General features: G+C 65.2%; 7 protein-coding genes. 3 read left to right on the top strand and 4 right to left on the bottom strand.

Annotated elements, in window-relative coordinates; translation table 11 throughout:
- Positions 1 to 2: 2 nt before the first annotated feature.
- The 3 genes from TQ38_RS31100 to TQ38_RS23990 all read right to left on the bottom strand — a co-directional run bounded on the left by TQ38_RS31100 (position 3) and on the right by TQ38_RS23990 (position 6020).
- On the bottom strand, positions 3 to 2819 hold the full coding sequence (locus tag TQ38_RS31100; protein WP_162792361.1) for a DUF885 family protein: 2817 nt from the start codon (positions 2817 to 2819) through the stop codon (positions 3 to 5).
- A 2-nt stretch (positions 2820 to 2821) separates the two neighbouring features.
- Positions 2822 to 5179 carry a glycoside hydrolase family 127 protein gene (locus TQ38_RS23995; protein ID WP_043970155.1) on the bottom strand — a complete coding sequence of 786 codons (2358 nt, stop codon included), beginning with the start codon at positions 5177 to 5179 and terminating at the stop codon, positions 2822 to 2824.
- 85 nt (positions 5180 to 5264) lie between these two features.
- Positions 5265 to 6020 (bottom strand): FadR/GntR family transcriptional regulator, encoded by a 756-nt coding sequence (locus TQ38_RS23990; protein WP_240198079.1) that lies wholly within the window; start codon positions 6018 to 6020, stop codon positions 5265 to 5267.
- A 139-nt stretch (positions 6021 to 6159) separates the two neighbouring features.
- On the opposite strand from TQ38_RS23990, the gene TQ38_RS23985 reads away from it, so the two are divergent.
- From TQ38_RS23985 to TQ38_RS23975, 3 genes are read left to right on the top strand one after another with little or no spacing between them, the layout of a single operon-like run.
- Positions 6160 to 8538, top strand: coding sequence for a DPP IV N-terminal domain-containing protein (locus tag TQ38_RS23985; RefSeq protein WP_205316142.1), 2379 nt, complete (start codon positions 6160 to 6162; stop codon positions 8536 to 8538).
- A gap of 23 nt (positions 8539 to 8561) precedes the next feature.
- Positions 8562 to 11318, top strand: coding sequence for a DUF5695 domain-containing protein (locus TQ38_RS23980; protein ID WP_043970150.1), 2757 nt, complete (start codon positions 8562 to 8564; stop codon positions 11316 to 11318).
- Between the two features lies 1 nt (position 11319).
- Positions 11320 to 13194, top strand: coding sequence for an Svx/AvrXca family virulence/avirulence protein (locus TQ38_RS23975; RefSeq protein ID WP_043970148.1), 1875 nt, complete (start codon positions 11320 to 11322; stop codon positions 13192 to 13194).
- A 16-nt stretch (positions 13195 to 13210) separates the two neighbouring features.
- Here the strand turns inward: TQ38_RS23975 and TQ38_RS23970 are convergent, their stop codons facing one another.
- On the bottom strand, positions 13211 to 14398 hold the full coding sequence (locus TQ38_RS23970; RefSeq protein WP_052505504.1) for a TetR family transcriptional regulator: 1188 nt from the start codon (positions 14396 to 14398) through the stop codon (positions 13211 to 13213).
- Positions 14399 to 14584 lie beyond the last annotated feature (186 nt).

Genomic DNA, 14584 nt, shown 5'->3' with positions numbered 1-14584 from the left:
GTTCATTCCTCATCGGGGTACGGTCCTTTGCCGCCATCCTTGATAAGCTGGTCGACGCGGGTATCGAGAACCGGCAGCGGCACTCCGCCCAGTTCGAGCACGGCATCGTGGAAGGCGCGGATGTTGAACTTCGGCCCCAGCGCCTTCTCGGCCTTGCGGCGCGCGTCGACGAAGGCCAGCTGGCCCATATAGTAGGACAAGGCCTGACCCGGCCAGGAGATGTAGCGATCGACTTCGGTCTCGATCTCGTGGTCGGACAGGGCCGTGTTATCGCGTAGATAGCCCTGGGCCTGCTCACGCGACCAGCCCATCGCGTGAATGCCGGTGTCGACCACAAGGCGCGAGGCGCGCCAGGCCTGATAGCTCAGCATTCCGAAGCGGTCGTAAGGCGTTTCGTACATGCCCATGTCTTCGCCCAGCGCTTCGCAGTAGAGCGCCCAGCCCTCGCCGTAAGCGGGCAGGTAGCTGTCGCGGCGGAAGGCCGGAAGGTCCGCGTTCTCTGCCGCCAGCGGCATCTGCATGGCGTGGCCCGGCGCGCTTTCGTGCAGGGTCAGCGCGATCTGCGAGTAGAACGGGCGTGAAGGCAGGTCATAGGTATTGACCAGATAGATGCCCGGACCGCCGCGCCCGCCGGTGTAGAATGGCGCAATATCGTCAGGCACCGGCTTGATCGCGAAGCGGCTGCGCGGCATCCGCCCGAAGAACTGCGAGGCCTTGCCGTCGAAAGTCTTGGCGATCCACGCGGCGCGGTAAAGCAGCTCGTTCGGCGTCGTGGGATAGAACTGCGGATCGGTGCGCAGGAAGTGCAGGAAGGCCTTGAGGTCGCCCTTGAACTCCACCTCCTGCATCACTTCGGCCATCTGTGTGCGGATGCGGGCCATCTCGGACAGGCCGATCTGGTGGATGTCCTCGGGGCTTTTGTCGAGCGTCACGAATTCGCGGATCTTCGAGCGGTAGTAGGCCTCGCCGTCAGGCAAAGCATAAGCGGCGAGGGTCCTGCGCGCGCCCGTTTCGTACTCGCCGCGCATGAAGGCCAGCAGCTTGACGTGCGCGGGGACGACGCCCTGCGTAATCAGCTTGCGTGCTTCGCTGCGCAGCTTTTCCTGCTCGGCAGCGGGGATGGTGGAGGGCAGCGCCTTGAACGGCTCGTAGAAGGGCGAGGCGTCGGGCGTCTTTGCCTGCGCCACAAGTTCGATACCCTTGTCGCGCCCGGCCAGCGTGACGTGCGGCGCGGAGAAACCACGGGCGAGACCGGCGCGCATGTTCTCGATCTGCTGGTCGTAATAGCGCGGGATTTCGCGCAGCATTTCGAGGTAGTCGTCGGCCGCTGCCTTGTCCTTCAGAGGATTACGCGCCCAGTCGCCCAGATCGCCCCAGAAGCTGGTGTCGGCGTTGAACGGCTTTTCGAAATCACGATAGCGCTGCGATGCCAGCAGCGCATCGACCTGCCCCTTGTAGACGGCGAAGTTGACCCGGTTTTCGGAGGAGAGCCGATCCTGCCGGATCGCACCAAGCTGTTTCTCGACCTTTTCCCAGCACGCGAGGCGTTCGGCCTGCGCTTTCGAGCTGAGGTCCGGGAGAACGATCTTGCTATTCTTGGGGGTATCCTCGCAAGGGCCAACCTGCTTCTGGCGCCATTCGTATTCGGCGGTGTAAGTCGCCTCGAACGCCTTGTCCGCGCCGGTTTCCCTGGCCTGCTCCGCGACCTGCGCGGCGGGGGCAGCGGCGGTCACGGTGGGCGTGCCGGCAAGGGCAGCGCCGGCCAGCAACATCGCGCGGGCAACCGTTTTGTTCACGTCATTTCCCCTTTCGAGAACCTCGATAATATCCTGATGGAGCTTCGCGGGTATCCGCAGCCCCTCTACCTCGGATCGCGCGCGGGCGACGAGGCGGCGCGACCCGGGAAGGCGTGCGCCCTGCCCCTCGATCGCTGCGAACATCGCTTCGGCCCGGCTCAGGTGCGCGTCCAGCCCAGTACCGAGGAATCCGGCGGGGTCGATCGCGACGATCAGTTCGCCGCCCAACGGTGATCCGCCGCGTCCCTCGTCGGCGGCAAGCGATTCCGCGCTCGTCATGTCGCCTATCAGCGGCCCGGCGACCAGTTCGACCATCGCCGCCAGCGCCGATCCCTTGTGCGCGCCGAACGTGCGCATCGCGCCGTCCAGCACCGCCTTCGCATCGGCGGAAGGATTGCCGTCCGCGTCATAGCCCCAGTCGAGCGGGATCGACTTGCCCGCGCGGCGGTGCAGCTCGATCTCCCCGCGCGCGACCGCGCTGGTAGCAAAATCGAACACGAAAGGCGCGCGTCCGGGGCGCGGCCAGCCGAAAGCGATCGGGTTGGTGCCGAACACCGGCACAGTGCCGCCCTCAGGCGCGACCCACGCGTGGCTGGGCGTAAAGGCCAGCACGACCAGCCCCTGCTCCGCCAGAGCCTCGACCTCGGGCCAGAGCGCGGCAAAGTGGACCACGTTGTTCAGCGCCATGGCGGCGATGCCGTATTGGCGCGCTTTCTCGACCAGCAGCGGCATGCCCTGCCGGAAGGGCAACTGCGCAAAGCCGCCCTTCCCGTCAACGCGCACAAGCGCGGCCGCCGGCTCGCTGACTTGCGGCACCGCATCGGGCACCACGACCCCGCGCTCGACCGAGTTCGCCGCCACCAGCAGCCGATACAGCCCATGCGAGGTGCAGCCGTCACGCTCGCCCGAGACCATCGTTTCAGCCACGGCGGCGGCATGGTCCGGCGCCAGCCCCCATGCCTCCAGCACGGTGCGCGCCAGTTCGTCGGCCTCGGCCAACGTCAGGGCAACGTCGCCTGCCATGCTCATTTCGCGGTGAACAGGCGCACGCCGAAGACCGGACCGGCCGAACTGCGATCGGCAGGCACGAAGCGCACTTTCACGCTGCTCTTGCCCTTGGTCAGAGCCTCGGGCAGCGGGTAGTCGACGTCGAAGAACTTGCCCGGACGATCGTTTTCGAGGCGCTGTGTGGCGACCTTCACGTTGTCGACAAGGATATCGAAGACGCGCGACCGTTCATCGCCCCAGTAACTGGCCTGAAGCAGCAACGGGCCGGGCTTCACCTTCATCGTGAACTCGAAGAACCCGCCCGAGCGAGCGTCGCGGCCATTACGGCCCCGGTACGATGCGGGGTACGACAGTTCCGATGTCAGGGCGTGGTCACGCTCAGGCTGCATTTCGCCCAGGTGCATGAAGTCGATGGAGCGTGCCGCAAGGTCCTTCTGGCGGGCCTGTTCGGCGAGGAAGGCGGCTTCCTCGGTCTTCCACCCAGCCTCGGTGAACCGCTTGAAGTATACCGCGCTGCGCCGGTCGTACTGGCTGTAGAACGGCACGAAGGTCAGGTTGCCCGGACGAATGATGCCCGTGGTCTGAAAGCGCGGGCGATCGGAAACCATCGGCGCGAAAGCGGCAAGCGGGCTGTCGCCGACCATTGCCGGCTCGGCGCCCGTCCACTCCGTTTCGGAAGGGCCAAGGTCGGCGGCGAGGACCAGCGGGCCGCGCACGACGGCCACCACATCCTGCGCACCGGGTGCGGATTCCAGACGCAGGTCCAGCGGCAGGTGCAGCGCGACGACATCGCCCTTCTTCCACCGGCGCTCGATGAAGGCATAGCCGTTGGTCGGCGTGGAAGGCACCGGCGCGCCGTTGACGGTGATCGCCGCCTTGCCGCCCGACCATGCCGGAATGCGCAGTGCCAGCGCGAACTTGCCCTGCTTCACCGCATCGAGGGTGAAGCGGATATCGGACTTGAACGGATATTCCGTGTCGATCGTCGCGGCGACGCCCTTGGCCTGCCACTGCACGCTGGAGGGGATGTAGAGGTTGACGAACAAGGTATCGTCACCCTCCCAGTATATGGAATCTCCGTGCTTGGCATGGCTTTCCATGCCCGAGCCGACGCAGCACCAGAACGAATCCTCATTCGGCTGCGAATACCCGCGCGCGGCGCCGCTCATCATCGGCGTCATGTAGGTGAAGCCGCCCGTCGCCGGGTTCTGCGCGGATAGGACGTGGTTGAGATGCGCGCGTTCGTAATAGTCGAACAGGGCGCCGTCGGGCTGCCAGCCGTAAAGCTGACGCGTCAGCTTGAGCATGTTGTAAGTGTTGCAGTGCTCGCAGGTCGATTCCGTGAGATGCAGGGCCACCGTGTCCGGCTCGAAGAAGTATTCGCGGTCGGCATTGCCGCCGATCACGTAGCTGTGATGCCCGGTCACGCGCTCCCAGAAGAAGCGTGCAGCTTTGCCCGGCGCTTCCTTGCCGGTCAGTTCGTGAATGCGGCCAAGGCCGATCAGCTTGGGCACCTGGGTATTGGCGTGGAAATTGGAGAGCTTGTCCTCCTGCGCTTCCAGCGGAGCCAGAACGCGGCGGTCGAAGATGCTTTCGGCGACTTTCAGCCAGCGCAGATCGCCGGTGCGGGCGTAGAGTTCGGCATAGCTCTCGTTCAGGCCGCCGTATTCGCAGCCCAGCAGTTCCTGCATCTGCTTGTCGTCGAGCGCGGCGAAGACCTTCTCGAAGTACCCGCCAAGGCCGATCACCACTTCGAGCGCCCTGGCATTGCCCCAGGCTGCGTGAACATCGAGCAAGCCGGCGAAATACTTGTGCACCGTGTAGAGGGGCGACCACGAGCCGTTGAGGTCGAACCCGCCGGACTTGATCTCGCCGCGCATGACTTCGGGGAAGATCGCCTCGCCATCGACGATCGTGCCGTCCTTGGTCTTGCGGCCCAGCGCGCCGATGTAGCCATCGCTCCGCCTGGACTGGCACAGGGCCAGTTCCTCGACGATGTAATCCGCCCGGCGGCGGCATTCCGGATTGCCGGTCTGCTGCCAGCCCAGCACCAGCGCCGTCATGTAGTGGCCAAGGGTGTGGCCGGCGATGGTGTCAGATTCCCAGCCGCCATAGATCGGCGCCTTTGGCTCCAGTCCGGCATATTTGCGGAAATTGTGCAGGAAGCGGTCAGGGCTGAGGGACATCAGGTAGTCGATATTGACTTCCACCGCTGTCGCAAAAGCCGAGGGGCGCAGGCGCACGTCGGTCAGCGGCAGGGGCTTCGCCTTGAGCGGCACCTTGGGCGCGACGATCGCGGCAAAACCCTTCAAGGGAACAGAGCAAAGCGCCAGTGCCGCAACACCCGCCATCCATTCGCGCCGACTGGCCTTCATGCCCTCAAAACTCCTATCGAATATCGTATACGTTATTGATAGAAGCCGGACGGACGAAGTCAACCCCGCTTGGGTGCAGGGCAGTTCACCGCTTGAGGGCGATCTTTGTGTCCGAATGCGCCAGCTCGATCAGCGTAATCATCGCCTTGCGCGCCTGCCGTGGGTTGCGGTCGGCGATCTGGGTGTAGAGGGCTTGGTGCTCCGGCATCGCATCGCGGGGCGATCCGTGGCGGCTCTGCTTGATCGCCGTGGTCGAGGCGATGGCAGTGGAGATCGAGTTGGACAGCGCCAACAGCATCTCGTTGCGCGTCGCCTCCATCACCAGTTCGTGGAACCGGATATCCGCAGCGCGGCCCTTGGGGGTGGAAAGCGTGAAGCGCTCCATCGCATCCAGCGCATTGGCCATGTCGACCAACTGCCCTTCGTCGCGGCGCATCGCGGCCATCTCGGCAGCCTGCGGCTCTACCACCATACGCAGCTCGAACAGGTCACGCAGGAATTCATCGCTGGCGCCGCACTGGATCTGCCAGCCCAGCACATCCGGATCGAGCAGGTTCCACTTTCGCCGCTCGTTGATCCGCGTGCCCGCCTTCGGCCGGCTGCTGACCAGGCCCTTGGCCGTGAGCACGCGAAATGCCTCGCGCAACACCGAGCGGGAGACGCCGAGCATTTCGGCATGTTCGACCTCGGCCGGAAAGACATGCCCGCAAGGCGTGTCGCCGCTGACGATCTGGGTCGCCAGCCGCTGGGCGACGACATGGTGCAACCGGCCACTCGGCAGCGGGAGCCCTTCGATCGCTTCGCCCAATCCCAAATCGGCCATCGTGCTCTCTTTCTTCATCCGTCCGGTTCTGTAACACGCATATGGCGTGACGGAACTCGAAAAGCGCAGATCATATATCGTATATTTTCCTTGACGCTTTCACAAGCCGCGGTCATGACAAAGGCGTTCCCCTGAAATAATCGACGGGCCGTCAGCTGTGAGCGCACCACTTTCCCGCATGTCCCGTTCCGTCAGCCTCTTCGCCTTCGCGTGGGCCAGTCTTGGCACCGGCATGGCAATGGCACCCGCCGCTCACGCCGCGACCGCACGCACTGTGGCCGCGCCTGCGCAGCCTAGCATTGCCCAGCGCTATGCTGCGGCCGATGCCTTCCTCGGCAATGCGCTTGGCGACCTTATCGACGATGCCGACATCGCCCCGCGCTTCGTCGAGGGCGGGCTGTTCTATCGCACCGGCAACCGGCTCGACCAACGCTACCAGTTGCTCGACCTCGCCACGCGCCAGACGCGGCAAGTGACGACGACCGCCGAACTCACCGCCGCGCTGTCCGCCGCAAAGGGCAAGGCCGTGACGATCGACGAGGCGCGGATCACCGAGGTCGATTACGATCCGGCCAAGGACGAGGTGAAGTTCAAAGCCTTTGAGGGCGCCCTGTGGAGCGTCGACGCCGCCGGCAAGGCCGTGCAGATCGAGGAAGCCGAACACCGCGAATACGATCTGATTTCTCCCGATGGCAAGACCAAGATCGTCGCGCGTGATTTCAACCTGATAGCGGTCGATATCGACAGCGGACGGGAAGTGCCGCTGACTACCGACGGCACGCGCGAGCAGCCCTATGGCCGCTCAATCCCCGAACTTTCCGACATCCTGCGTGAAGGCACCGAGGAACCGGCCATGCCGGTTTCCGCCCAGTGGTCGCCCGATGGTCGCTACCTGCTCAGCTGGCGGCTCGACACGCGCGAGGTCAAAAAGCTTTCGATCACCCAGCAGAACCCGCCGGGCAGCTTCTACCCGCGCAGCTTCTCCTATGTCTATCCGCTGGCAGGGGCGGAGAAATTGCCGCAAGCTACCCGCTTCGTCATCGACATGCGCGCGGCGATGAAGGCGCGCAAGGCGAAGCTGGTGCCGATCCAGATGCCGGCGGAATCCCTGCTGTATCCGGCCGCGCCCGATATAGGCTGGGTCGACGGCCAGCCCCGGATGCTCTGGACCGAGCGCGGCTACAAGCAGCAGGCCGTCTACACTGCCGATCCGGCAACCGGCGCTGCCCGCATAGTCGCGCATGAGGCGGTCAAGCCGGTGGTCACGGTGACCTCCAGCATGATGATGCCTTCACCCGAGCTTGGCGGCGAACTGTCGATCTCCGAGCGGACCGGCTGGGCGCAATTGTACCTCGTCAGCCCCGATGCGCCGGACGGCGGCACCGCGCTGACGCAGGGCGCGTGGGAAGTCCTCAGCGTCGATCATGTGGACGAGGACAAGTCCGCGCTCGTGGTGACCGGCGTAGGCCGCGAGGCGCAGCGCAACCCTTACTGGCGGGCCCTGTACCGCGTGCCGGCCAAAGGCGGCGCCCTGACCGAGCTGACGCCCGAGCCGCTCGACCACGACGCCAAGGTATCGCCCGATGGCAAGTGGATCGTCGATCAGATGTCCAGCCCCACATCGCCAACCCGTGCGGTGCTGCGCGATGGCCGGACCGGCAGGATCGTCAAGGAGCTGGCGAAGGCCGATGACAGCCGCCTGATGGCCAGGGGCTTCACGGCGCCCGAACCGTTCAAGGGCGTGGCAGCCGACGGAAAGACGCCGATCTACGGCCTGATCCTGCGCCCCGCGAACTTCGACCCAAAGCGCGCCTATCCAGTCATAGACAATGTCTACACCGGCCCGACGACCACCGACGTGCCCGCCACCTGGTCCGACGCCCGGCGCGTGAGCGGCAACAGCCTTGCCCAGATCGGCGCCATCGTGGTCATGATCGACGGCACCGGCACATCGCGGCGCGGACAGGCTTTTCGCCTTCCCGCTTTCCAGAATCTTGGCGAAGTGGGCCTTGACGATCACATCGCCCTGATCCGCCAGATGGCCGCGAAGTATCCCTATATGGACGTGAACCGCGTCGGCGTGTTCGGCGGTTCTGCGGGCGGCTATGACACCGCGCGCTTCGTGCTGCGGCGGCCGGACTTCTTCAAGGTCGGCGTATCGTCCTCGGGCAACCACGACCTGAGGCTGGACAAGACCTGGTGGCCCGAAGTCTCGATGGGCAACCCGGACGAAGCGACCTGGGAGCGGAATTCCAACATGTCGGTGGCGGGCCAGCTCAAGGGCCACCTGCTGCTGATCCACGGCGATATCGACGACAACGTGCCCGTGACCGAGAGCTTCCGCCTTGCCAAGGCGCTGATGGATGCCGGGCGCGATGTCGATCTCGTCGTTCTGCCCAATACTACTCACCGGGTGAACCAGCCGTTCTTCTTCAAGAAGCAGCGCGACTACTTCACCCAATACCTTCTGGGCGAAACCCCGCCCCCGCTTGGCCCGGTTACCCCGGCCAAGCCTGCCGCCCCCGCGGCTCAGTGACATCTTGCGTGCGAGGATCTGAAATGAAACGTCTCCTGAAGCCCCTGCCCTTCGCCGCGCTGATACTGGCCGCTGTTCCGGCCATGCTGCCGATGGCTGCAGCCCAGGCCGAAGAGGGCGCCGAAAAGCCCAAGCCGGTGTTCCCGCCGATCCAGACCACCGGCATGACGACGCCGACCTTCGACCTCGCCCTGCGCGCCGACACCCAGACGCTCGCCCACCTTTCCCCCACCGGCGATGCCGCTTTCGATTTCGTACCCGCATCGCGCGAGGCAGAGCGTGCGGGCGATGGCTATGTCCACATCGGCGACATCCACATCCGCCTGAAGACCGCCGGGTCTGATTGGCAGGACTTCTCCTCCGCCCATGCGCGCCGGCAGATCACTGCGCTGCCGGGGGGCGGCGACGTGCTTGCCGCCGCCGATATCACCGCGTCGATGGGCGGCGCGATGCCGCTGCGCGTCGAGCGCCGCTGGGTCAACGATCAAGGCGTGCTGGCGATGCGCTTCACGCTGGTGAACACGTCGAGCGCCGCTGTAGAGATTGGCGGCCTTGGCATGCCGATGGTGTTCGACAACATCATCCTCGACCGCGATCTGGATCAGGCCCACGCGCAGGCCAGCTTCGTCGACCCCTATATTGGCCGTGATGCGGGCTACCTTCAGGTCACCCGCCTGAACGGCCAAGGCCCGGCCCTGCTGGTGCTGCCTGAAAAGGGCACCCCGCTCGAAGCCTATCGCCCGGTTCTGGAAAAGCGCGCCGCGCCCAAGGACGATATCTTCACCGACCGCAGCCCGCGCACCCAGGTTTCCGAGGGTTTCTACGACTGGACCGTCGCCAGCAAGGGCTTTGCTGAGAAGGAATGGGCCAAGGCCGGCCAGCAGTGGAACGAGGCGACCAGCATCACCCTGGCCCCCGGCGAAAGCCGCACCATCGGCCTGCGCTTCGTGACCGCCCCCAGCGTGCGCGCGATCGAGGACACGCTGGTCGCCAACAAGCGCCCCGTCGCGGTCGGCATTCCTGGCTATGTGGTCCCCACCGACCAGACCGCCAGCCTCTTCCTCAAGACGCCGAGCAAGGTCGCCAGCATCGAGTCTTTCCCGCTCGGCGCGCTGACCGTGGCCGCCGAGAAAGCAGGCAAGGGCTGGGCGCGCTATCAGGTGAAGGCCAGCGGCTGGGGCCAGGCGCGCCTGACCGTTACTTATGCCGATGGCCAGAAGCAGACGGTGAGCTATTACATCACCAAGCCGCTCGATCAGGTCATGGCCGATATCGGCAACTTCACCACCACCAGGCAGTGGCTCGAGGGTAAGGACGACCCGTTCCACCGCTCGCCCGCGATCCTCTCGTATGACCGCGAAGACAACAAGATCCTCACGCAGGACGGCCGTGTCTGGGTTTCGGGCATGAGCGACGAAGGCGGCGCCGGATCATGGGTGGCAGCGGCGATCAAGCAGCTCGACAATCCGAATGCCGAGGAAGTCGCCAAGCTGGAACGGCTCGTCAACGAGACCGTCATCGGCCACCTCCAGGTCGCCGACGGCCCTCAGGCTGGCGCGGTCAAGAAGAGCTTGTTCTATTACGATCCCAAGGAATTCCCGAACTACTACGACCCCAATATCAACTGGAAGAACTGGACCGCGTGGTCGAAGAAGGATTCGGACGATCTGGGCCGGTCCTACAACTACCCCCACGTCGCGATCGGGCATTGGGTGCTCTACCGCCTTGCCCGCGACAACCAGGGTCTGGTCAAGCAGCACGACTGGAAGTTCTACCTTGAGTGGGCCTATCGCACCTCGGTCGCGATGATGCGCGATGCGCCCTATTATGCGCAGTTCGGGCAGATGGAGGGCGACATCTTCCTCGACGTCCTCAAGGATCTCAAGCGCGAGGGCCTGACCACCGAAGCAACCGAGATGGAAGGCCTGATGAAAGGCCGCGCCGACCATTGGCGCACCCTGAAATTCCCCTTCGGCAGCGAGATGGCATGGGATTCCACCGGCCAGCCCGAAGTCTATGCCTGGATGCGCTATTTCAACTATCAGCCGCAGGCGGACGTGACCCGCGAAGTGATCCTAGGCTATGATCCCACGATCCCCAGTTGGGGCTACAACGGCAATGCCCGCCGCTACTGGGACTTCCTTTACGGCGGCAAAGTCTCGCGCATCGAGCGGCAGATCCACCACTACGGCTCAGCCCTGAACGCGGTTCCGCTGTTCGATGCCTATCGCCAGAACCCCGCCGACCTGCACCTGCTGCGCGTCGCTTACGCCGGCATGATGGGCGGCGTGACCAACATCGACCAGGAGGGCTTCGGCTCGGCCGCGTTCCATTCCTGGCCCGACATGATGAAGTGGGACGTCATCACCGGCGACTATGGCATGGGCTTCTACGGCCACGCGATCACATCGGCCAGCTACATGGTCAACGATGCGCAGCTGGGCTGGCTGGGCTTTGGCGGAGACCTCAAGGCCAAGGGTTCGCAGGTAAGCATCGCCCCGAAGGACGGCGCCCGCCGCCGCCTGTTCGTGGCGCCCGCAGGCCTGTGGATCACGCTGGAGGCGGGCCGCATCCAGAGCGCGCAGTACGATACGAAGACCGGCAAGGTCGTGCTCACCCTCGACCCCGCCAGCGATACCGCACCCACCGCGCGCCTGCTGTTCGAGACCACTACCGAGGGCGCCCGCGCCTACACCACCGAAACCGGCACGGCCGACCGGGGCGGTTATGCGATCCCGCTGGGCAGCGGCGTCACCACCGTCACGCTGAACCCGCGCTGACATGAAGACCCTGCTTCAGGCATCGACGCTGGCGCTTATCCTTGCCGGCGCCGTCCTCCCCCTCGCAGCGATCGCCGCGCCGGTGCCTGAGGCCCCCGCCGCCCCTTCCGGTCAGGCCTGCACGGCCGGACCGTGGGGGGTGGCGGACACCGACCCATCCGACGCGGTCAACTCCGCCCTACCTTTGCAGATGCAGAGCGCCCACTTCGCGCTGCACTGGAAACCGGGCACCGTCACCCAAGGCGATGCACAAGGCGCGGTGAAACACCTCGAATACGTGTGGGACTATTTCATCGGAACCCTGCACTTCCCCGAACCGCACTGCGGCTCGGCCACGAAGTTCAAGGTGAATGCCTACATCGGCGTCGATTACGGGCTGACCGGCGGCACCGACCAACTCGGTCACATGGGCATGTGGATCGGCCCGGGCGCGCTAAGGGACCGCTTCGGGCTGGCGCATGAACTGACCCACGCCCTGCAAGCCGCGACCGGACACTTGATGGACTCGCCCTTTACCGGCTGGCTGTTCGAAAGCCATGCCAACTGGATGACCGTCCAGCTGCCGGAATTTCGCGAGAACACCCATTGCTCGGTCCTGCTCAAGCAGTACCCGCACCTCTATTACGGCTCGACGCGATCGCGCTACTGCAACTGGCAGTTCCTGGAATACATCAAGGACAAGCACGGTTTCGAGGCGATCAACGACATCTGGCGCAAGGCCCCCGGCACCAGCGACCCCGCGCATCTGACCGCCGATCCGATCAGCGTCCTGAAGCAGAACATGGGCTGGGATCAGTCGCAGCTCAACGACGCCTTCGGCGACTGGGCGCTGCACAATGCCAACTGGGATTACACCAACCCCGACGGCTCGGACCAAGGCGGTGTCTTCCGCAAGAACTACGGCACTTACGACCAGACCACCGACGCCGGCATCCTCTCCGCCACGGTGCTGGACCCCATAGACCTGGCCAATCGCCGCTTCGCCGTGCCAGACATGTGGGCGCCGCAGCGCTGGGGTTACAACATGGTCAAGCTGTACCCCGACGCGGGCAGCAGCCGAGTGACCGTGACGTTCCGGGGCATGGTGCAGCAAGCCAGCGCTGCCGCCTCCCTGCCCGGCCTCGCCGACGAACCTGCCACGATCCCGCCGCCGTCATCGGACTGGCGCTGGGGCCTCGTGGCCGTGGGCGCGGACGGGACGAGCCGCTATGCCCCGTTGCAACGCGGGGCCAAAGCCGAAGCCTCGATCGACGTCAAGCCGGGCGACACCGGGCTATTCCTGATGGTCATGGCCGCGCCGTCGCAGATGCAGCAGATCCGCTGGGACCAGCCCTGGTACTCGATCTACCGCTACGCGTGGATGGCCCAGTTCGAGGGCGCCATGCCGGAACGCTACCAGCCCGGCGCGCCCGCAGCGATCCCCGGCGGCCACCGCCACGCGAACGGCGGCGGCTGGGTCGGGCCGAACGCGCAGGTGGCAGCCAGCGCCTATGTCGGCCCCTATGCGCGGGTGATCTCGGGCACGGTCACCGGCAACGCGCGGATCGAAGATCACGCCGTCGTTCTCGACCGGGCGCAAGTACAGGACAATGCCGTAGCGGCGGGCCTGACCGTCCTGCGCGGTGACACCGTCCTGCGAGACAACGCCGCCGCGCGCACCTCGATGCTGGCCATCGGCGAGTACGAAAAAGGCATCGTCCTGTCCGGCACAGCGCAAGTGATCGGCGATGTCGAACAGCGCGGCGCCTCGCTTTCGCGCGGTATCTTCTACGGTTTCGTAGACTCCGATACGGCGAAGGACCCGAAACACGGCGCCAACCTCGACCGCCCGGTTCAAGAAGTGACCGCGAAAACCCGGCCCCGCTGGATTCCCTGACGGCACCGCGTCCGGTTCAGCCCTCCAGCAAGGCGATCACGGACTCCAACTCACCGCGAATTGCATCCTCGGGCAGTTTCGCCCCCGCATCGGCGAAGCTCCTGATGAGCGAGGCCGTGAAGCCCGAGAACAGCGCCGCTTCCACAATTCCCACGGGTCTATCCGGCCCTAGCAGCCCTTGTAACATGCTGCGCGACGTGCGCCCTCGCAGGTAGCGCAGCTGGAGGCCGAACTGGCGCAGCGAGGCATCGCGCGCGACCGCAACGAACAGCTCGTTGCTCCCGCGCGCGCTGGCGCCGGTGCGCAGCAGGTGGACGATACCGCTTACCACGTCCTGCGCACCGTAGATCGCCGCCCCGCCGGGGCCCGCCTGCATCCGTTCAAGATTGGCGCTATAAAGCCCCTCGAACGCCGCTTCCATCAGCACCGACTTGGTCTTGAACTTGTGTGAGACCATGCCCAGCGTCAGCCCGGCACGCTCGGCAACCATGCGGTGGGTCAGGCTGGCAACGCCGCTGGTCCCGATCAATTCAGCCGCTGCCGTGACGATCTGCGCCGCCATGGGATCGCGCTGAGGCAGCGTGGGCATGGAGCGGATCGCCTCCTCACGCGCAAATTCGCGCCAGGGCGTGGGCGGCAACGGCTTGCGGCAAAACAGCGCGCCCAGCGTGCGCGCCATCTCGTCCAGCCCGGCACGATCGACCAGCCGGCGCCAACGGAGCATATGCAGGAAGCTCTCGTTCTCGAACATGCGGTCCGCGATTCCGGCGCACTGACCCAAAGCGAATCGCTCGCTCGCCTCCTGCCAGAATTCGGCCCAAAGCTGATCCCACTCACGGCCGGCCGCATCGAACAGGGTGTTGTCCCCGGCCAGCAGCCGGCATTCACGCCAGGCGAACGCAAGGTCGCGCTGACGGATCGCCCAGTCGTCGATCGCTTCGGCGAAGAAGCCAGCGAATGCCTCAGGACAGCCCGGCAGCCCCTCGGCCTGGGCCAGCATTCCCTTGCACCAGGCCCTCGCCCGGACCAGCTGCGCCTGCTGCGCCGCTACCAACAAGTGTTCCAGAGATTCAAAGTGATGATAGATGGAAGAAACCGGAACGCCGGCCGCAACGCTGATCCGGCGGGCCGAAATCGCCGCTCCACCCTGTTCCTCCCACTGCCCCTGAACTGTGGCGACAAGTCGATCATATGACGAAGGCATTACGCTTTCCCGAGATTTCATGAATGGCGGCGTACCCGATCACTCCGCAAGGCCTACCAGACCACCGCGATACAATCGAGCAATACTGCGCGCCTCTTGCCCATATTCGAATCCCCCCATAGTGTCACCATAGCTACATACAATCGTTCTAGCGGCCCCTCATCCAATCGGGGGAAATCATCGTGA

Source organism: Novosphingobium sp. P6W (assembly GCF_000876675.2).
In the GTDB taxonomy this organism is placed as follows: domain Bacteria; phylum Pseudomonadota; class Alphaproteobacteria; order Sphingomonadales; family Sphingomonadaceae; genus Novosphingobium.
The sequence above is the reverse complement of the archived record's forward strand: the minus strand, read 5'-3'. Positions and strand labels throughout refer to the sequence as shown.

Excerpts from the sequence above, each read along its gene's own strand:
- TQ38_RS23975 (WP_043970148.1), top strand. The coding sequence starts at position 11,320 with ATGAAGACCCTGCTTCAGGCATCGACGCTGGCGCTTATCCTTGCCGGC.
- TQ38_RS23995 (WP_043970155.1), bottom strand. The coding sequence starts at position 5,179 with ATGAAGGCCAGTCGGCGCGAATGGATGGCGGGTGTTGCGGCACTGGCG.
- TQ38_RS31100 (WP_162792361.1), bottom strand. The coding sequence starts at position 2,819 with ATGGCAGGCGACGTTGCCCTGACGTTGGCCGAGGCCGACGAACTGGCG.
- TQ38_RS23970 (WP_052505504.1), bottom strand. The coding sequence starts at position 14,398 with ATGCCTTCGTCATATGATCGACTTGTCGCCACAGTTCAGGGGCAGTGG.
- TQ38_RS23980 (WP_043970150.1), top strand. The coding sequence starts at position 8,562 with ATGAAACGTCTCCTGAAGCCCCTGCCCTTCGCCGCGCTGATACTGGCC.
- TQ38_RS23990 (WP_240198079.1), bottom strand. The coding sequence starts at position 6,020 with ATGAAGAAAGAGAGCACGATGGCCGATTTGGGATTGGGCGAAGCGATC.